Source organism: Pseudoalteromonas sp. ND6B, assembly GCF_000764215.1.
Classification (GTDB): domain Bacteria; phylum Pseudomonadota; class Gammaproteobacteria; order Enterobacterales; family Alteromonadaceae; genus Pseudoalteromonas; species Pseudoalteromonas tetraodonis.
This window is the reverse complement of sequence record NZ_JQFL01000038.1, coordinates 49,694-70,066: the sequence shown is the minus strand read 5'-3', so window position 1 is coordinate 70,066 and position 20,373 is coordinate 49,694. Positions and strand designations below refer to the sequence as shown.

At 39.2% G+C, this 20,373-nt stretch carries 13 protein-coding genes and 2 pseudogenes; 13 read left to right on the top strand and 2 right to left on the bottom strand.

Annotation, left to right across the window (positions count from 1 at the left end):
• Positions 1 to 103 precede the first annotated feature (103 nt).
• The 13 genes and pseudogenes from mads1 (at position 104) to ND6B_RS09120 (ending at position 16,022) form a co-directional block, all read left to right on the top strand.
• Positions 104 to 280, top strand: coding sequence for a methylation-associated defense system helix-turn-helix domain-containing protein MAD1 (gene mads1, locus ND6B_RS09075; protein WP_033103556.1), 177 nt, complete (start codon positions 104 to 106; stop codon positions 278 to 280).
• Between the two features lie 20 nt (positions 281 to 300).
• A pseudogene (locus ND6B_RS20390) lies at positions 301 to 414 on the top strand (restriction endonuclease); the annotation flags it as partial.
• A 38-nt stretch (positions 415 to 452) separates the two neighbouring features.
• Positions 453 to 572, top strand: a pseudogene (locus ND6B_RS20385) (restriction endonuclease); the annotation flags it as partial.
• A gap of 15 nt (positions 573 to 587) precedes the next feature.
• Positions 588 to 710, top strand: a complete 123-nt coding sequence (locus ND6B_RS20485; RefSeq protein WP_268746941.1) for a hypothetical protein — start codon at positions 588 to 590, stop codon at positions 708 to 710.
• Positions 711 to 761: 51 nt separating this feature from the next.
• Positions 762 to 3,365 (top strand): type I restriction-modification system subunit M, encoded by a 2,604-nt coding sequence (locus tag ND6B_RS09080; protein ID WP_033103555.1) that lies wholly within the window; start codon positions 762 to 764, stop codon positions 3,363 to 3,365.
• A gap of 1 nt (position 3,366) precedes the next feature.
• Positions 3,367 to 4,626 carry a restriction endonuclease subunit S gene (locus ND6B_RS09085; protein WP_033103554.1) on the top strand — a complete coding sequence of 420 codons (1,260 nt, stop codon included), beginning with the start codon at positions 3,367 to 3,369 and terminating at the stop codon, positions 4,624 to 4,626.
• A gap of 22 nt (positions 4,627 to 4,648) precedes the next feature.
• The gene (locus ND6B_RS09090; RefSeq protein WP_033103553.1) at positions 4,649 to 7,831 is read left to right on the top strand and encodes a type I restriction endonuclease subunit R, EcoR124 family; all 3,183 of its coding nucleotides are present in this window, start codon (positions 4,649 to 4,651) and stop codon (positions 7,829 to 7,831) included.
• A 36-nt stretch (positions 7,832 to 7,867) separates the two neighbouring features.
• Positions 7,868 to 8,413 (top strand): hypothetical protein, encoded by a 546-nt coding sequence (locus ND6B_RS09095; protein ID WP_033103552.1) that lies wholly within the window; start codon positions 7,868 to 7,870, stop codon positions 8,411 to 8,413.
• A gap of 3 nt (positions 8,414 to 8,416) precedes the next feature.
• Entirely contained in the window at positions 8,417 to 9,250 is an 834-nt protein-coding gene (locus ND6B_RS09100) for a hypothetical protein (RefSeq protein WP_033103551.1), read from the top strand.
• A 2-nt stretch (positions 9,251 to 9,252) separates the two neighbouring features.
• Positions 9,253 to 9,861: a type II toxin-antitoxin system toxin DNA ADP-ribosyl transferase DarT gene (gene darT, locus ND6B_RS09105; protein WP_033103550.1), complete on the top strand. Its 609-nt coding sequence runs from the start codon at positions 9,253 to 9,255 to the stop codon at positions 9,859 to 9,861.
• A 7-nt stretch (positions 9,862 to 9,868) separates the two neighbouring features.
• A complete protein-coding gene (gene darG / locus ND6B_RS09110) occupies positions 9,869 to 10,936 on the top strand; it encodes a type II toxin-antitoxin system antitoxin DNA ADP-ribosyl glycohydrolase DarG (protein WP_033103549.1) in 1,068 nt (355 codons plus the stop codon).
• A 251-nt stretch (positions 10,937 to 11,187) separates the two neighbouring features.
• Positions 11,188 to 12,141 carry a ribosome biogenesis GTPase YlqF gene (gene ylqF, locus ND6B_RS09115; protein WP_033103548.1) on the top strand — a complete coding sequence of 318 codons (954 nt, stop codon included), beginning with the start codon at positions 11,188 to 11,190 and terminating at the stop codon, positions 12,139 to 12,141.
• 425 nt (positions 12,142 to 12,566) lie between these two features.
• Complete coding sequence (locus ND6B_RS09120; RefSeq protein ID WP_033103547.1) at positions 12,567 to 16,022, top strand: PAS domain-containing hybrid sensor histidine kinase/response regulator; 3,456 nt, start codon at positions 12,567 to 12,569, stop codon at positions 16,020 to 16,022.
• Positions 16,023 to 16,126: 104 nt separating this feature from the next.
• Here ND6B_RS09120 and ND6B_RS09125 read toward each other — a convergent pair whose 3' ends face one another.
• Positions 16,127 to 17,671, bottom strand: a complete 1,545-nt coding sequence (locus tag ND6B_RS09125; RefSeq protein WP_033103546.1) for a tetratricopeptide repeat-containing sulfotransferase family protein — start codon at positions 17,669 to 17,671, stop codon at positions 16,127 to 16,129.
• Positions 17,672 to 17,742: 71 nt separating this feature from the next.
• On the bottom strand, positions 17,743 to 20,139 hold the full coding sequence (locus tag ND6B_RS09130) for a TonB-dependent receptor (protein ID WP_033103545.1): 2,397 nt from the start codon (positions 20,137 to 20,139) through the stop codon (positions 17,743 to 17,745).
• Between the last annotated feature and the right edge of the window lie 234 nt (positions 20,140 to 20,373).

Genomic DNA, 20,373 nt, shown 5'->3' with positions numbered 1-20,373 from the left:
ACCGCACTTGCCAATAGCGTTAATAAAAGTGTTTTACAGTATTAAATTGACCATTCCGCAATTTTCTCATACTCTACTTTTGTTCACAGTCAGAGATAAATCAATGAGTGACGAAATACTAACAATCCAAGAGCTTGCGGTTTATTTAAAGCTTAATGAAAAAACAGCTTATCGATTAGCGGGTGAAGGAAAACTGCCTGGCTTTAAAGTAGGTGGCTCATGGCGTTTTAAGCGTGAAGATATAGAAGCCTGGATAGAAAAACAAAAGGATAACGGGTGATCCTAAATTACCAAGAGTTTATGCGGCCCTTTCTTCAGAACGCGTATAAAGCTCATAACAACGGGCAAGTTAATGAACTTAAATTACGTAATGTTATTAACCAGCTCGCTGAGCAGTTTAACTTAACAGATGAAGTGCACACCGAAACACAGCCAGGTGGTAAGCAGTCTGTATTAGAGAACCTGTTGGCTCAGCTGATATACGAGACTTCTTTGGCGCTCTTAACCTTAAAAAAGCGCAAAAAGGAATATTTATTACCATCTCAGACTTTACCCCATCAGCCATGCAAACAGTTAAAGACCTAGGTATGCGTATAGCCCTCATAAATGATAAAAAATTAGCAAAACTCATGCTGCGTTACAACATTGGCAGCAGAGACGAGCAGGTATTACACCTGAAAAAAATAGACGAAGAATTTTTCGAAGCGTAAGCAGCATTATCTGTTTACGTTTTACTTATGTACTAGGAAATAGTTTTATTTATGAATAAGCAACAACTAGCAGCCAAAATTTGGGAATCAGCCAACCAAATGCGTTCGAAAATTGAAGCGAACGATTACAAAGACTTTATTTTAGGCTTTATATTTTACAAGTACGTAAGTGATAAATTAGTTAGCTTTGTCAAAGAGCAAGGCATGACCGAAGATGAAATTAAAGCCCTTGGCGAAGACGACCCTGAAACCTTAGAATATGTGCAAAGTAATTTAGGCTACTTTATATCGTACAATAACCTGTTTTCTACCTGGGTTGATCCAAAGTCTGACTTTGATGAGTCTAACGTGCGCGATGCACTTTCGGCTTTTAGCCGTCTAATTCACCCTAATCATAAAAAGCTATTTGAAGGTATTTTCACCACACTAGAAACAGGCTTAAGCAAGCTAGGAGAAAGTGCGCCTAAACGTACTAAAGCGATAAGTGATTTACTACACCTAATTAAAAGCATCCCTATGGGTGGTAATGTTGGTTACGATGTACTGGGTTACATATACGAATACTTAATTGAAAAGTTTGCCGCCAATGCAGGTAAAAAAGCTGGTGAGTTTTACACACCTCACGAAGTGTCATTACTCATGTCAGAAATCACAGCACATGAACTAAAACATAAAGATAAAATTGAAATTTACGATCCAACCAGTGGCTCAGGTTCATTACTAATAAACATAGGTAGCTCAGTTGCTAAATATGCAAAAAGTAAAGACGATATTAAATACTTCGCGCAAGAGCTAAAAGAGAGCACATATAACTTAACCCGGATGAACCTAATCATGCGCGGTATTCTGCCCGATAACATTACTACCCGTAATGGCGATACCTTAGAAGATGATTGGCCATACTTTGATGAAAGCGATCCGCTTGCTACATACAACCCTTTATACGTAGATGCCGTTGTATCAAACCCACCATACTCACAAGCCTGGGACCCAAGCTTTAAAGACAGCGACCCTCGCTATTCGCGTTTTGGTTTAGCGCCTAAAACTAAAGCCGACTTTGCTTTTTTACTGCACGACCTTTATCACTTAAAGCCCGATGGTATTATGACCATTGTACTGCCACACGGTGTACTATTTCGTGGTGGCGAAGAAGGCGTAATACGTAAACAACTAATCGAAAATAATCACATCGACGCGATTATTGGTTTACCGGCGAACATCTTTTTTGGTACAGGCATACCAACCGTTATTATTGTGCTCAAACAAAAACGACAAAACACTGATGTACTAGTGGTTGATGCCTCTAAACATTTTATTAAAGAAGGCAAAAACAACAAGCTACAAGCAAGTGATATAAAACGAGTGACAGATGCGGTTATTAACCGTGAAAGTATCGATAAGTTTTCAAAAGTAGTAAGCAAGCAAACCCTGCGCGAAAATGACTACAACTTAAATATACCGCGTTATGTAGATTCTTCTGCGGCAGCAGAAAGTTGGGACTTACACGCCACTATGCTTGGTGGTATCCCTAATAATGAAATAGCCGAGCTACAAACTTATTGGCAAGCTCTACCACAATTGCATTCTGCATTGTTTGCGCCTAAATCAGCCGCTTATAGCGAGCTTAGAGTGGCTAAAGAAGACGTGAATGCCACCATTAGTGAACACCCACAAGTGCGTGAACTTATCACTACCTACAATAACGCATTTACAGGTGTTGATGGCAGCTACGATGATTACTTAAATACTACGCTTATTAAAGGGTGGGAAACAGTTAACCGCAATCAAATAGAAGCGACACTCAGTGAAGAACTATTTAAACGCTTAGCGCCTATTGCGTTGGTGGACAAATACCAAGCCTACCAATACCAAAATAACCAATGGCAAACCATTAGCGCCGATTTAGAAATGATGCAGACCGAAGGCTTTGCAGCAACTAAACAGGTAGATGCTAATATGGTGATTAAAAAGAAAAACGGTAAAGACACCGAAGTGCAAGATGGCTGGAAAGGTCACATACTCCCGTTTAATTTGGTACAACAAACACACCTAAGCGACGAGCTACAAGCTTTGGCTGAACAAGAAGCTCGCCTTGCAGAAATCGCGAGCCAGCTTGAAGAGGTGATAGAAAGCTTAACTGAAGAAGATAAAGAACAAACGACGGTAAAAGAAAGCAAAGACGGCTTTGTTAATGCTGAAGTGGGCAAAGCCGCTAAAGCCTTCTTGAAAGAGCAAAAAGACAGCAAAGTTAAATTTGATCAGGAAAGCTACGAAGCAAAAATCATCAAGGCTAATAAACTAATCGACGAAGAAAAAGCACTTAAAAAATCAGTTAAAGAAGCAGCTATTGCACTGCACCTTTTAACCAAAACAACAATTGAGAGTTTATCTGACGCGCAAGTAAGCGAGCTGCTTCACTTAAAATGGATTACCACATTAAGTAATAAGCTCGCGGCGATGCCAAGCGCAGTTATTACCCAGCTCACCAGCCAAGTACAAGCTCTAGCCGATAAATACGCAGTCACATACTCGCAAGTGGCGAGTGATATTAAAGCCACCGAGCAAGAGTTAGCACAAATGATGGGCGAGCTCACCGGTAATGAGTTTGATATGCAAGGCTTGAATGAACTGACGAGCTTGTTAAAGGACGAATAAGATGGCTGTAGAGAAAAAAGTACCTGAAATTCGTTTTAAAGGGTTTAGTCGTGAATGGGAGACGAAAGAACTAGGTGAGTTAGCTGAAATTGTTCGCGGAGCAAGCCCTCGACCTATAGAAGATCCAAAATGGTTTGATACTAGTTCAAATGTTGGTTGGTTACGCATTAGAGATGTTACGAAGCAAGACGGTAGGATTCATTATTTAAGTCAAAGGATTTCAAAGCTTGGTCAAGGAAAGACTCGTGTATTGTTTGAGATGCATTTACTTTTAAGTATCGCCGCAAGCGTAGGGAAGCCAGTTATTAATTATGTTGAGACTGGAGTTCACGATGGTTTCTTAATATTTAAAAAACCTATTTTTCAACTTGAGTATATGTACCAATGGTTAAAGTCATTTGAACCAAGGTGGCAGCAATATGGTCAGCCTGGTAGTCAGGTTAATCTAAATTCTGACATAGTTAAGGGCCAAGTAGTAAACGTACCAGATGAACCAGAACAGGTTCAAATCGGCAACATCTTCCAAAAGCTCGACAGCCTAATCAATCAACATCAACAAAAGCATGATAAGTTCAGCAATATTAAAAAAGCTATGCTGGAAAAAATGTTCCCTAAACAAGGCGAAACTATCCCAGAAATCCGTTTTAAGGGGTTTAGTGAAGAGTGGGAAGAGAAGCAACTTGATGACATATGTAATCTAATAACTAAGCAAACCGGTTTTGACTATTCGGCGACAATCAAGCCCTCATTGGTGAGGACAAAAAGTAGTCAAACATTCTCATTTATACAAAATAAAGATTTTAGTGGTCCAAACATAAATCTGGAAACCGACTTCTTTATTCCTTGTGATGTTGCAAATAAATATCCAAGGATACTTATAGATGTTCCATCTGTACTTATTTCAATATCTGGAAAAATCGGAAATGTTGGGTTTTATCAGTTACCAGAAAAGTCGCTGGTCGGTGGAGCTGTTGGAATATGTAAGTTGAAGTGTGCTTCCGATGGATTAGTAACTATTCATCAATTGCTTTCCAAGGTTGGGCAAGAGTATTTCCAAACACTAACAAAATCTTCATCTCACGCAAATATTACAGTTGAAGATATAAGGTTGATTAAAATTAAGTTACCTCCAACGGTAAAAGAAAAAGTTAAAATAGGTGAGTACTTTAATCAACTCGATGCATTGATAAACCAACATCAACAACAAATCACCAAACTCAATAACATCAAGCAGGCCTGTTTGAGAAAAATGTTTGTATAACAAGGATGGGAAGTAAAAAACAATGACTACGTTTAAAACTGAAGCACAATTTGAGCAGGCTTTTATTGAAGTACTTACCCATAAAGGGTGGGAAGCTGAAATATTAAAAAACAAAACTGAGGCTGATTTACTGCAAAACTGGGCGAATATTTTATTTGAAAACAACCGCCAGCAAGACCGCTTAAACGATGTACCGCTTACCAACGGTGAAATGCAGCAAATTATTGTTCAGATTAAAGAGCTTAAAACACCGCTGAAGTTGAATGGTTTAATTAATGGCAAAACAGTGGCAATTACGCGCGACAACCCAGCTCACCCAGAACGTTTAGGCAAAGAGGTTAGCTTAAAAATATATGACCGCCAAGAAATAGCCGCAGGCCAAAGCCGTTACCAAATAGTACAACAACCAAAATTTGAACGCGCCAGCCCTTTACGTAACGACAGGCGCGGCGATGTGTTGTTATTAATTAACGGTATGCCCGTTATTCATGTGGAGCTTAAACGTAGCGGTGTACCGGTAAGCCAAGCGGTTAACCAAATTGAAAAATACAGTGAAGAAGGCGTTTTTAGTGGGCTGTTTTCGCTTATTCAAGTGTTTGTAGCTATGGAGCCGAACGAGACCAAATACTTTGCTAACCCAGGCTTAGACGGCAAGTTTAACCCCGATTACCAATTTAACTGGGCAAACTTTAATAATGAGCCTAAAAATTACTGGAAATATATAGCATCTGACTTGTTGTCTATTCCTATGGCACACCAACTTATTGGTTTTTATACCGTGGCCGACGATACCGATGGTGTGCTTAAGGTAATGCGCAGTTATCAATATTACGCCGCTAATGCGATATCCGATAAAGTAGCTAAAACTAATTGGAAGCAAATAAACTCGAATACCGAGCGCTTAGGGGGTTATATATGGCATACCACGGGCTCAGGTAAAACCATGACCAGCTTTAAGTCGGCACAGTTAATCTCGCAATCTAAAGATGCCGACAAAGTTATATTTTTGATGGACAGAATTGAGTTAGGTACTCAATCACTTGCAGAGTACCGGAGCTTTGCTGGCGACGGGGAAGACGTACAAGCAACAGAGAATACGGGTGTATTAATCTCTAAGTTAAAAAGTACAGATCCGGCTGAAACATTAATAGTTAGCTCTATTCAAAAAATGAGTAACGTATTCGAAGCGGTTGATGATGAAGGCACAGCGACTAACTCTGCCGATATTGAAATAATACAAGCTAAACGTTTAGTGTTTATTATTGATGAAGCGCATCGCTCAACCTTTGGCGATATGTTGATTACCATTAAGCGTACTTTTCCTAGTGCATTGTTTTTTGGTTTTACGGGCACACCCATTCAAGAAGAAAACGAAAAAAGCGGCAATACCACCAGCACCGTATTTGGTAACGAATTACATCGCTATAGCATTGCTGACGGAATACGCGATGGCAACGTGCTTGGCTTTGACCCTTATAAAGTACCTACCTTTAAAGATAGCGACATAAAAAAAGAGGTGGCTTTAGCCCAGGCTAAAGCAGACTCGGTGGCTGATGCTATGAGTAGCCCCGCTAAAAAGAAAAAGTTTAACCACTTTATGAATGATGTGCCTATGGCAGGCAAAAAAGATGCAATGGGTAAATATCATAAAGGTATTGAAGACTACGTGCCTAAAAGCCAATACTTAACTGATGCTCATCAAGAAGAGGTAGTGAGTGATATTTTAGATAAATGGGATGTGCTAAGCCAGGCTAATAAATTTCATGCCATTTTAGCTACTAATAGTATTGCTGAAGCCATTGACTACTACCGCCGTATAAAAGCGGCTAAACCAGAGCTTAAAATATCAGCACTGTTTGACCCAAATATTGATAATGACGGTAGCGGCGATCGTGGGCCGACTTTTAAAGGTGATGGCCTAGACGAGATTATGGCAGATTATAATGCACGCTATGGTCAAGATTTTGATTTTGCAAAGCATGGTAAGTTTAAAAAAGATTTAGCTGCACGTCTTGCCCATAAAAGGCCCTATGAGCGCATACATACAGAGCCAGAAAAACAGTTAGACTTACTCATTGTGGTAGACCAAATGCTGACAGGCTTTGACTCTAAATGGCTCAATACCTTGTATTTAGATAAGGTGCTTAAATACCAAAATATTATCCAGGCATTTTCACGTACTAATCGGTTGTTTAAAAAAGATGAAAAACCACACGGAACTATTCGTTACTACCGTTATCCTCATACCATGGAGCAGCACATTAACGATGCAGTTAAACTCTATTCTGGTGATCGGCCAATAGGCTTATTTGTTGACCGCTTAGAAAGCAACCTTAAAGCTATGAACACAATAGTGGCAGATATAACAGAGCTATTTGCAAGTGCTGGCGTTGAAAACTTTGAAAAGCTACCCGAAGATCTTGAAGGTTGTGCTAAATTTGCAAATTTATTTAAAACCTTTAACCAGCACTTAGAGGCAGCAAAAGTGCAGGGCTTTCAATGGCGTGAGTTTAGTGTGGGTATTGCTGAACAAAGTGCTAAGTATTCGGTTGACTCTGTTGTTAGCGATGAGGCTGAGTTAACTATAGACGAGCAAACCTACCTGAGCTTAGTACTACGTTATAAAGAGCTTGCTCGTTCAGGTGATGGCGGCGGTGCTGGTGGCGGTGAAGTACCTTTTGATATTAGCGGTTATTTGACTGAAATTGATACCGGTAAAATCGACACCGACTATATGAACAGTCGCTTTGATAAATATTTAAAAGAACTGAATCAGGGCCTGGATAAGGCAAGTGTTGAGCTTACACTCAACGAACTACATAAGTCGTTTTCATCACTGACTCAAAACGAACAAAAGTACGCTAAATTGTTTTTGCACGATTTACAGCGCGGTGATGCTAAGTTAGTGGATGGCCATAGCTTTAGAGATTACATAAACGATTATCAAAACAATGTAGAAAACGCCAAAATCAATGCTTTGGTTGATGCTTTAGGTGTTGATAAATCGCTTTTAATTGAGCTAATGAGCAGTGTAATTAATGAGAAAAACATAAATCAATTTGGCCGATTTGATAACCTAAAAGCGACAGTTGATATTAATAAAGCTAAAGCATACTTTGAGGGTAAAGATGGTAGTACTGTTCCTCCTTTTAAATTAAGAATTAAAGTAGATAAGCACCTGCAAACTTTTATTTTAGAAGAGTGAATTTTTAATTTTGCCAACAGAAAAGGATTAAGTTGAATGAATTTATTATTTAGATTGCTACTAACATTTAATGCTACCTCGTTACTGGTGATTATTTTTTTAGTACAAAAAGCTTACACTTTAGGATACTTTTTTGATAATTGTACGTTCCTTGTGGAAATGCACAACATGGTGTCTTATGGGCTTTATTTTACAGTGCCCGTTACTTTTACAGGGATCAGTATCTATTTAAGTCGATACCTAGGTAAGGATGACTTTAAAACTGGTCAAGTTACAGACATGGAACACGCAAATAATAGTTTCTTGCCGAGCTATTTAGGTTACTTTTTTGTTGCCTTGAGTATTATGAACTGGGAAACCTTGTTTTTTGTTTATGGCGTTTTATTTATTTTTACATTTTTATCGCAGGCATTATATTTTAATCCCCTTTTTTTACTGTTTGGGTTTGAGTTTTACAATATAAAAACTAAAAATGGTGGTGCAATCTTTTTGATCAGCAGGCATGCATACAAAACCGCTGATGAAATAGTTATTGAGGAAGCTCACCGAATTAATAATTACACATTTATTGAACGGAGATAGTTGATGGATCAGGTACTAGCTAAAATAAAAGGACATGGTAAAAGGAAAGTTTTTAAACTTATATCTGGAAAAACACTGTTTAATAAGTTGTTCGTTACAGATGAGGCCTGCGTTGAATATGCCCCTGATCATAATTTAGATGAGGATTCATGGTTTAAAATCGATAACTTTAGTGAGCAACCGTACTGCCTTGATATATTAAAAAAGGAATTTGACTCTAAGGATTATTTTGACCTATCAAAAGATAAGTTTAGTAGTATTAATTTATTATTAGCGATTCAAGCGGGGGATTTTTATTTTCAAAAAATAACACCTTCTCTATTTGTTACAAGGAAGATGATTGCTTTTGGCGAGGCTGCGGAGCTTGAGAATACTGAGAAGCGTTTGGTTGTTAATGAGTTTGCTGATGCTGTTTATTTTAAAGAAAAAGATAGATTAGTTTTTCGAAGCTTAGCCACTATATCTAGCATTTTTAAAGGTATCGATGTGCTTTACAAAGAAGCGACTAATGAAGAAGTTGAAAGCTTTCTTGAAGAAGATTTTATAGAGCTTTCAGGCGATTTTAGCACCGAAAAAGTATCGAAGCCAAATCGCAAGAGAGTCGCTTTAGCTATGGATACTCTTGCTGCTATGCCTGCTGAAGATAGAGACCAAATGTGTTCTTATATTCATAGCTACTGTGAGCAAAAGCTTAAGTTTGATAAAGATAACAGTAAATTTGAAGTAACAACTGATGATGAATTAAAGTACTTGCTATATGGTATCGAACAACGATTTTATACAACACCGTTAGGCCATGAAAGACGTTTAGCTAACTCAGTACAGGCAATGGACTAATTATGACGGTCAAGGTCTCGCACATAACGCACATTGATAACTTAGTTAGTATTTTAGGCCAAGGTTGCCTATGGTCTGATGCTAAACGTATTGAGCTTGGTTTAGTTAACCAAAATATTGGTTATAGCCATATTAAAAAACGTCGTTTAGTTCGCCCTGTAAAAGTGGCTGCGGGTGGTACGATTGGTCAGTATGTGCCGTTTAATTTTTGCCCGCGTTCAGTCATGTTGTATGTTATTCATTGTGGACATGGCGACTTTGGCGGTGGGCAAGATAAGGTATTACACTTAATTAGTGATACTGAAACAGTGCGCCTGGGAAACCAACATTGCTTTTTTACTGATATTCATGCCGATTTAGAATATGCAGAGCAAATTGATGATTTTACACGTATTAATGAGTTGGATATAAAACGTATTATTAATGAACGCTATTGGCAGGACTTTAAAGAAGAAAAACAAGCTGAGTTTTTAGCGTTTGAGTCTGTACAATGGGCAGCTATTCGCCAAATAGGCGTAAAAACACAAGATGTTGCTAATGAAGTAAATATGCTACTTCAAAATGCGCAGCATAAACCTGAGGTCTTAGTTAGACCACAGTGGTACTACTGAGGTTAAGATGATTACTTATCAAACTGGCAATATTTTACATGATCAAGCTGATGCTATTATCAATACAGTTAATACTGTAGGGGTAATGGGTAAAGGGCTTGCTTTGCAATTTAAAAAGGCCTTCCCTGATAACTTTAAAGTATATAAAAAAGCCTGTGATGATAAAGAGCTAATAACAGGCGAAGTGTTAACAGTTGAGCTTAATTCTATTAATGCACCATTTTATATTATTAACTTCCCTACTAAAGCGCACTGGAAAGGTAGTTCTAAGCTTGAATATATAGAGCAAGGGCTTAACAGCTTAAAAACTGAGGTAAAACGATTAGGGCTTAAATCAGTCGCCTTACCAGCACTGGGAAGTGGCTTAGGGGGCTTAGATTGGAATGCTGTTGATTCACTTATACAGAACTCTTTAAGTGAATTGCCAAACGTTGAATGGCGTGTATACCCACCACAAAACGCCCCAACGGCCCAGGCGATGCCTAATAAAACTAAAAGACCCGATATGACACTCGGTAGAGCTGCCGTTTTAGGTTTGATAGAACGTTATACCTCTACAGGGTTTGGTTATCGCTTATCGTTACTAGAAGTACAAAAGCTTGTGTATTTTTTAACGGCAGCGGGAGAACCTTTAAACAAAGTGGTATTTCAAAAACATCATTATGGCCCTTATGCTGATGTGCTGCGCCATGTGTTAGATAAAATGGAAGGTCACTTTATTACTGGTTATGCAGACGGTATAAATAAGCCTGATACACCTATAGAGCTTAAAGATGATGCGGCTATCGAAGCAATTAACTATTTGCAAGAATGCCCAGATACAAAACAACGATTTGATAAAGTAGCTAGGCTAATAGAAGGCTTTGAGTCGCAAAACGGTATGGAACTACTTTCAACTGTGCATTGGGTTGCAACTAATGAGTTAGAAGGTAATAACATTACTGATGAAGAGCTTATTAATACAGTACATAGCTGGAATGCTAGAAAATCGCAAATGAAGCCCGCCCATATCCTTGCTGCTTGGAACAAGTTAAAGCAAGAAGACTGGCTAAATTTAAAAGCACAAACAGCTTAAAACTAATCTAAAGGGAAGCGTATAGCTTCCCTTTTATGCCGCGGTTTTCTTATTTATAAAATACTAAATATGATGAATCGCGCATTTAATATTTTAGTTCTTGTTTGAGGAGTTTATTTTAAGAAGAATTAGAATGCTATTTTGTAGTAAACTCTACCAATAAACCAAAAGTACAAAAGCATAGTTTTACTTTTAGCACCCACATTAGTACCCATGGCCTAGAGCCTAAAATTAAAGGTCATATAAATCAAATGAGTAGAGCAGGAATACAGTGGTTCCCTGGGCACATGAATAAAGCCCGAAATGAAATTAAAGAAATAATGCCACAAATGGATGTGATCATTGAAGTGCTAGATGCGCGCATTCCTTACAGTAGCGAAAACCCGATGGTGGCTACCCTGCGTGAAGGTAAGCCGGTCATCAAAATTCTCAATAAAGCCGATTTAGCTGATCCTAAAATGACGCAAACCTGGAAAGACTATTTTGAGCAAGAAAATGGCGTAAAAGCCATTGCATTTGGTAACGATAAAGCCGCAGAAGTGCATCGAATTAATGAGCTGTGTAAAAAGTTAGTGCCGCATAAAGTCGGTGCCGATAAGCAAATTAAAGCCATGATTATGGGTATTCCTAACGTAGGTAAATCGACGCTCATAAATGTGCTTGCTGGGCGTATAGTGGCTAAAACGGGTAACGAGCCTGCAGTTACTAAGGCGCAGCAACGTATTAAACTTGATGATGGCATTATGCTTTACGATACGCCAGGGATGCTGTGGCCAAAAGTAGAGAACGAAAACTCAGGTTATCGTTTAGGCGCAACCGGTGCGATACGTGATACCGCTATTGAGTACGAAGAAGTGGCAAGTTACACCGCTGAGTATTTATTGCATGCTTATCCTGAGCTTTTAAAAGCGCGCTATAAATTAGATGAACTGCCAGAAAGCGATTGGGAGTTTGTTGAAATGGCGGGTAAAAAGCGCGGCTGTATTCGCGGTGGTAACCAAATCGATACGTATAAAATGTCGGAAATTCTAATTAATGAATTACGAGATGGCATTATCGGTCGTATTACCATGGAAACACCTGCCATGCGTGAAGAAGAAGAAATAATGGTGGCTGAATTGCGCGCGGCAGCAGAGGCGAAAAAGCAAGCCAAAGAAGAAGAGAAAAAACAACGCCGAGCACGTGCACGAAAAAACCGTCGTTAATTTTTAAAAGTGCAGGTTAAGGCCTTACGCACTAAATTACAGACATAAAAAAAGCCCGTAAGGGCTTTTTTAGTTTCATATCTACCGTCACCGATATGAGCAATGTAGCAAGTAAATGAGTAGGGCGGAAACAGGTCATAAACAGCAAGGGGCGTTGTGGTTTATAACAGGTTTCCATAGCTGTTAACGTGCGCCACACGTTGTTTCAGGGTCGAGAAACAAATGAACTTTTCCGTCACAAGAAGTATGCTTCGTCTTGTTGATAGTGATTATCAATTAGATTTAAATAACTGTCAACACCTAAATGCAAATAATTCTTATTTTACTTTTTTGTTCATTTATAGCACTAAAGTAAGGGCTGCTTTTTGCTACACATCCCCTTATGCTAAGTTAAGTATTATAAAAATAATAACAAGAACAAAAATATGTTTTCAATTTGGTTTATTAGCCTTATTGCTGTGGTGTATCTAGGGATATTATTTGCAGTTGCGGGCTGGGCGGATAGGCGTAAGGTACTTCCTTTCAAAGGTTTAACCTACGGGCTGTCATTGGGTGTTTATTGTACCTCATGGGCTTTTTACGGCACCACAGCACAAGCGGCTAGTAATGGCTGGTGGTTGGCGCCTACCTATGCGGGCACGATTATATTATTTATTTTTGGCTGGCAGCTGTATTGTCGTATTGCGCATATTTGTCGACAGCAAAAGCTTACTTCTATGGCTGACTTTATTGCCACTCGTTATGGGCAGTCGTCGAGTTTGTCAGGGCTTATTTCACTTATTTCAGTGATAGCAATTGTACCGTATATTTCTTTACAACTTAGTGCGACCGCACAAAGTATTAATTTACTCACCGACCGAGCCCCCACTCAAAGTAACCAAGTATGGGCAGATAGTACGTTTTATATTACGTTATTGCTGGCTTTATTTGCTATTTTATTTGGCGCTCGCAGGCTTAAGCCTAGTGAGCATAACCCCGGGTTAATTGCCAGTATTGCCTTTGAATCAATTGTTAAGTTACTTGCCTTTATTGCGGTGGGCTTGTATGTGTGTTTTTCTATATTTGATAGCCCTATTGCTTTGTATGAACAGGCGCAAGCGCTAAACATACCAACACACGTTGCCGCGACTCAAAGCCCCGTTTATGTCTATGTTGCACATACCTTGTTGGGGATACTGGCAACGTTATGTTTGCCGCGTCAGTTTCATATGAGCTTTATTGAAAACAATAACAATAATGAGCTGGCAACCGCTCGCTGGTTATTTCCGTTGTATTTATTACTGATCAACTTATTTATTTTACCTATAGCTTACGCTGGGCTGGTTTATTTTAGTGATAGTAGCGTTGGTCAAGATACCTTCGTATTAGCGTTGCCAATGGCGACAGATAATAGCGGGGTAACCTTACTGGCCTTTTTAGGTGGCTTTTCAGCGGCCACAAGTATGGTGATTGTGTCGGCAATTGTGCTGTCGGTGATGATCACTAATGATTTTATTAATCAGTTTATTTTGCGTCGCTCACAGTTAACGTCAAGCAGCCGAGGATTGGATAAAAACAACTTATTGCATGCGCGTAAAATTGTAATTGTACTTATTTTATTACTCAGCTATTTCACTCATAGAGTGCTTGCAGAAACCACCACACTTGCAACCGTTGGGCTTATGTCGTTTACCTTAGTTGCGCAATTTGCTCCTGCGATGATTATTGGTTTATGGTGGCGCCACGCATCGTGTCGTGGTGCACAGCTCGGTATTTTAAGTGGCTTTGTAATTTGGGGTTACACTTTACTGCTACCTAATTTAGCCAGTGGTTTTGGCAGTCAAAGTAGTTGGTTAATAGAAGGGCCATGGCAAGTTGCTTGGTTAGCGCCCACTAATTTACTTTCATTGAATTTAGAAAGTATTAGCCAATCATTACTGTTGTCGTTAGGGGTAAATACGTTAGTGTATTTGCTTGTACCACTATTTAGTCGTGCAACGCTTGCTGAGCGCCTGCAAAGCAATAAGTTCATATCTCAATTAAACGACTCGCGATTAAACACCACATTGCAGCCACTCAATTATGAAGATTTAGGGGCATTATTACAGCGTTTTGCTGAAAAAGACGCGAGCCATTCTTTAGTGCAGCAGTATTTTCCGCATGACAAAAGCCAATGGAAACGGATTGCTAATGTTGAGCTTGAGTTATTAGTTGAGCGTGAAATGTCAGCGGTTATTGGTGGTGCATCAGCACGGCTAATTTTAGATGTAGCGAAAAATGAGCAGCGTCAGCCTTTAGAGCAAGTTGCTGAGTTTGTCGATGAAGCTAGCCAAGTGCTTAAATTTAATCGTGATTTACTGCAATCTACCATTGAAAACATTCAACAAGGGATTAGCGTAGTAGATAGTGAGTTGCGTTTGGTCGCTTGGAATCAGGGCTATAAGCACATGTTTAATTACCCCGATATTGCTTTGTATATAGGCCGACCCGTTGCCGATATTATTCGCTTTAACGCTGAGCGAGGCTTATTTCGTGGTGAGGATATTAATACAGAAGTCGATAAGCGTTTAGCCTATTTAAAACAAGGCAGCGCGTATAAATATCAACGCGCACATAGTGATGGCCGAGTATTTGAAATGCAAGGAAATCCCTTGCCTGGTGGCGGGTTTGTAACGACCTACACCGACATAAGTGAGTTTGTAAAACAACAAAAAGCACTCACCGAAGCGAATGTTAGTCTTGAAGAAAAAGTGGCTACGCGCACTGCCGCATTAACACAGGCTAACCAAGCGCTTTCTAAAGCTAAGCAAGTAGCAGAGCAGGCAACAGTAAGTAAAACACGTTTTTTTGCCGCAGCGAGTCACGATTTATTGCAGCCATTTAATGCTGCAAGTTTATTTTGTTCGCTAATGAACGAAAAAGCCCAAGATACTGAGCTTAAAGATCTAGCTATGAATATTAAAAATTCCTTAGCAAGTGCAGAAGAGCTACTTTCGAGTATTTTAGAGTTAACTAAACTCGATTCAGGTTCGTTTAAAGTGCAGTTAACGGAATTTAATGTGAGTAGTTTAATAGAGCCACTGCGTAATGATTATTTAGCACTAGCTCAAGAAAAAGGCCTCGGTTTTATCGTTGAGTCGTGCGATGCGCGAATTTATACCGACAAAGCATTACTTAAGCGTGTACTAAGAAACTTACTTAGTAATGCTATACGCTACACAGAGTATGGTGAAGTACGTTTAAAAGTTTTACTTGATGAACATCATGTATCGTTTGTGATTGAAGATACAGGCATAGGCATTGCTACCAGTGATCAGCAGAGTATTTATCAAGAATTTAAGCAGCTGGGCGATAAACCTAACGCCGAGGGATTAGGATTGGGGCTTTCTATCACCAAACGTATTTGTGATTTATTAAATATTCCTTTGGTAATGGGCTCTCAGCTTAATAAAGGCACTCAATTTACTTTAACCATGCCATGCAAACCTAGTTTAAAAACACCAGCCACTGCGCATGTACCTGCCAATTCAGAAACTGAATTGGGTCGTTTATGTATTTGGCTTGTGGATAACGATCGTAATGTACTTGAAGCGCTAAAACAGTTGCTAGAAAACTGGGGCTGTGAAATTGCCACCGCCACTAACTTAATTGAACTTGAGCAACTCAAAGCAGAAAATACACTACCACAACTACTTATTGTTGATTATCAATTGGATGATGGTGTAACGGGGCTTGAGGTGATTGAACAAGCAGGATTAATGACGTTGCCTGCCATTGTTAATACTGCAAACCACGATGAGCAAATACGCGAGCGCGTACTCGATGCAGGTTATCCTTTATTGTACAAACCACTTAAAGCACCGGCATTAAAAAGAATGATAAAACGACTAACTTTACTTTAAGGCAAGTGGGTTAATAACACACCAGAGCCTTGTTTTTCATGATTTTTAGCTATGTTTAAATCACTAATTGCGGGTGAAAGGCATGACTTGCTAATTATTATCGATTAATTAAACTTATTCGATAACATATCACAGGCCTGCTGATAATGTTGCCAGTAGCCAATACTCTTACTATTGAGTGGTTGGCGAATTTGCACTTTGCTAGCAGTAGCCGAGGCGCTGTTGCTTTTATAAAACGCTAAGCAGCTGGGCTGCCATTGTAAATTACAAAAATTAAATAATGTTTGAGTTTGCAAGGTGGCATCTGTTACTAGCTCTTCATAGTGTTGAATCATTACATTATTAGGATACTTTTTCTGAAAGTGGTTGATAAGTAACTTATAATCTTGATAAAAATGAGCAATATCTTGTAAGTCATAGCTGTAATGATGAAATGCACTGTGCGGGCTATATAGCTGCCTGTAATTTGCAATGCAGCTATCCACAGGATCGCGCAGCATACAGACTATTTTTGCCTCTGGAAACGCAGCTAAAATAAAATCAATAAAGTAAAAATTAAAGGGTTGCTTGTCACAGCTCCTAGATGAAGTCATCATGCCTTCGCAGCGCGATTGGTAGCCATTTAAGGGATTATCAAGCTTAAACTTTTGAAATGCCTGCTCAATCATACTGATATCTAAAACATGTTTTGACGCCGCAGTGCTTTGTAGTAGCTGTGCAATGTCATTTAGCTCCCCAAGGCCGGTCACCTCGGTACTTTGATTAATAATTTTTTCTACTAATGTGGTACCAGAGCGAGGCATACCCATGACAAATATGGGTGAGAAGTCAGCGTTTTTTGCTGTTAATTGAATCTTTTCACTTAATGCTATTAATTGTTGGCAAAATATTTGGTGTTTGCTGGCTTCATAGTTTACCTGATTTTTTATAGCCAATTTACTATCACGAAAGTAACTAAAAGCTTGTTCATAATCACCAATATGTTCGTGATTTAGTGCCAAACTGTGATAAATCATTTGCTGTTCTGTTGCAGTTAAGCTACTACTAAGTCGTTTTTTTAGCTCGGTAATGTGTGTTTTTGCTTCAGTTGAGGTATTTAGTTCTGCAAGAGAGTAATGTGCTTGTAAGTAACTTGGCTCGCGTTTTATAAGCGCTAATAATAGCGTTTTTGCGTGATCTAATTGGCCATTTATTTTATAGGCAATGGCTAAGTTGTAATTAATTTTGGGGTGTGTAGGTGCGGCTTCATAAGCTATTTTTTGCCATGCTAAAGCATGTTCATAGTCACCAAGTCGAGTCGCTATATTAGCTAAGGTATCCCACTCTAGAGGCCCATAACCTTGATACTTGATAGCTTCCTGATAGTAACTGGTCGCCATTGTTACGTCACCCTTTAGTATCATTAGCTTAGATAAATGCAGCACATATAAAGGATGGTTATTGATTGTTAAGGCTTTTTCTATCAGTTGTATGGCTTTGTAGCTGTCGCCTGCAGCAATATTCACTTCGGCTAGTAGGTAATAGCAAAAATGGTCTGTCGCATCGTACTGTAATTGCTTAACTAGCAGTTGGTGAGCGGCGGATAACTGGTTATTGTTTATTGCTGTAAATACCTGTTTTTTTAACTGATGTTGATGTGCTGTTAGCATAAATAACCTTAACGAGAGGTAATAATAAAGCCTTGCTGATTATCAACAAGGCTTTTAACTATCGCTCAGTTTTATAGTTCAAAGTTATAAGTAAACTTCATACCAATAGTGCGAGGAGTTGTTGTATAGTGAGCGTATACGCGTTGTAATTCAGGTAACGCTTTATTAGCGCCAGAGGTCGACATACCAGCCCATGACTTATCACGGCGTACCGAAGTAAAAGCATACTTATCGAACAAGTTGTCGATATATAATGTAGCTGACCACATATCACCTGTTAACTTAGCTGATAAGTTGCTTAATGAATAGCCAGCTAATGTCTCACCATCGTCTCTTAAGCCCACTTTGGTAATCATATCGCTTTGTGCAGTCATACCGTAGTTAACGCTCAGTAGTTTATCGTCGAGCACATCTTGCTCATAACGAAGGCCGAATGAAAACTGATGCTCAGGGGCGCCGGGTAATCGATCCCCATTCATAGCGCCAATGCCAATACCAAATAAATCTGGTGCATCTTCAGTTAGTTCTGCTTTTGCATAAGCGTAAGTCGCATAAGCTGTCCAGTGATCGCCAATGATTGCACGAGATGAAATTTCTACGCCTTTTGAGTTTGCTGAGCCTGCATTTGATGTAATAAGCTCTTGGCCATTAACAGTAGAGCTACCCACTTGGGCGTCATTCCAGTCAACATTAAAGAGTGCAGCATTAAAGTGCAATCGATTTCTGAGCCAGGTTGATTTAAAGCCAAGTTCATAGTTTACCGTGGTATCAGCCTTATAGTCTTCTTCACTTGGAAGAGCACAAACAATTTGCTGTTCTGGTAACACATCTGGACACGGCGCAATACCATTACCGCCACCAATTCGAAACCCTTCACTGACAGTAAAGTAAGCGAGTACACCAGAATCAAACGTATAGTTTGCATTAAACTTAAATAGATTACCGTTATCATTGGCGCTAACATTTTCCATCTCAATTTGGTCAAGAGACGAGAAATTGCCAGAATAAAGTGGTGTAGCTGACCCTGCATTGGTGGAGATATCATATTCATATAAACGCGCGCCCAAAGTGATATCAAACTGATCAGTAAAGCTATAGCCAGCCTCACCAAATAATGCTTTTTCTGTTATTTCTGAATTACTAAGGGCGATATATTCTAGATCTTTTTGTACGTTCGCAATACCACCGCCCCAAAAGTCAGTTAAGCCTGGGGTATATTCGCGGTCATCTGATAAGTTTTCTTGTTTATTATAGTAGCCGCCTACAATCCAACTTAATGGGCCCTCTGAAGCCGATACTAAACGCAATTCTTGAGTGAAGTTATCTTGATCTGAAGTATCTAAAGTTTGACCAACAAATGCAGGAAAATCAGCGTAACCAGTCCAAATATCATAAAGTAAGTCGGTTTGATCTCGCTGCCCAGACTGCTCATAGCTTGACCAACCAGAGGCTGATACAAGTTCAGCAAAGCCCAAATCAGCTTTGATTTCTAAGCTAAGTAAATCGTTTTCTTGCTCGCCCGGTTCAAGCACGCGAGCTGCGTTTTCATATTTACCTACAGTACCTTGAAGTGCGCTGCTATTTGCTAATGCGCCATATTGTGACGTTGAGTTGCCGCCATTTTCTTGTTTTTGATAAAAGTAATTGAGTGTTGCATCAATTGATGAGTTTGGCTGCCAACGAACAGAAAAGCGTCCCGTAGTGATTTGCTCATCGTTAACGTCATTAACGCGTTGTAAGTTTTCATTAATATCATCTTGGTTTGTAAAATCTGGATTAGGGTTTGAGACCCCTGGGTTTCGTACTACGTATTTATAATCAATATAACCAGGTCTGTCATAATGATTAACGCTGGCACGAACGGCTAATACGTCATCGATAAGCGGGGTATTAAATACCAGACCAAACTCACCCCCAGTATCATCGCTTTCATTAATTGCGAATAAATCGCCACTCACGCTACCTTCAGTAATGTCTAATTGTGGTTGCTTTAATAAATAGCGTATAGCACCACCTAAAGTACCAGCACCATATAAGGTACCTTGCGGGCCAATTAATACTTCGACTCGATCAATATCAGTCAAGCGAAGATTAATATTAAGCGGTATTTCACCAACATAAGTAGCTACAGTGCCTCCATCAGAGCCGCGATCTGACGAGTTAGTATTTAAACCTCGAACAATAATTGGAGAGCCTTCACGACCACCTTGATCTGAAACTGTTAGGCCTGGGACCCAACGAGCTACATCTTCTAAATCACCAATGTTTTGATCCTTTATGACATCACTATTAAGCGCTGTAATATTTAAAGGAGCCTCTTGAATTGAACCTGAGCGACGTGTAGCAGTAACCTCAATCTGTTCAATTTCTTTATCAACTTTAGGCTTTTCTTCTGCTGAGGCATGATAAGAGGTGATTAATTGAGTTGTAATTGCGCAAGCAAGAATTTTTCTTTTAAACTTTTTCATTTTGACCCTGTGAATGTTTGTTTGATTATTGTTTTATACCAAGAAAGCATGTTAATGAGGTGTAATCAAGTGCGGTGAGTGCGGCTTTAAAATCAATATTCATTAATCTAGGGAGGTTATTCATTAAAAAGGTTTTTTTCGGTGTTTTTTAGTTTTTTATTGCATAAAAATATCAACATGAAATTTTTTAAATTTGGTTTGTTTTTTGCAACTTTACATCATTTGTTAACTTTT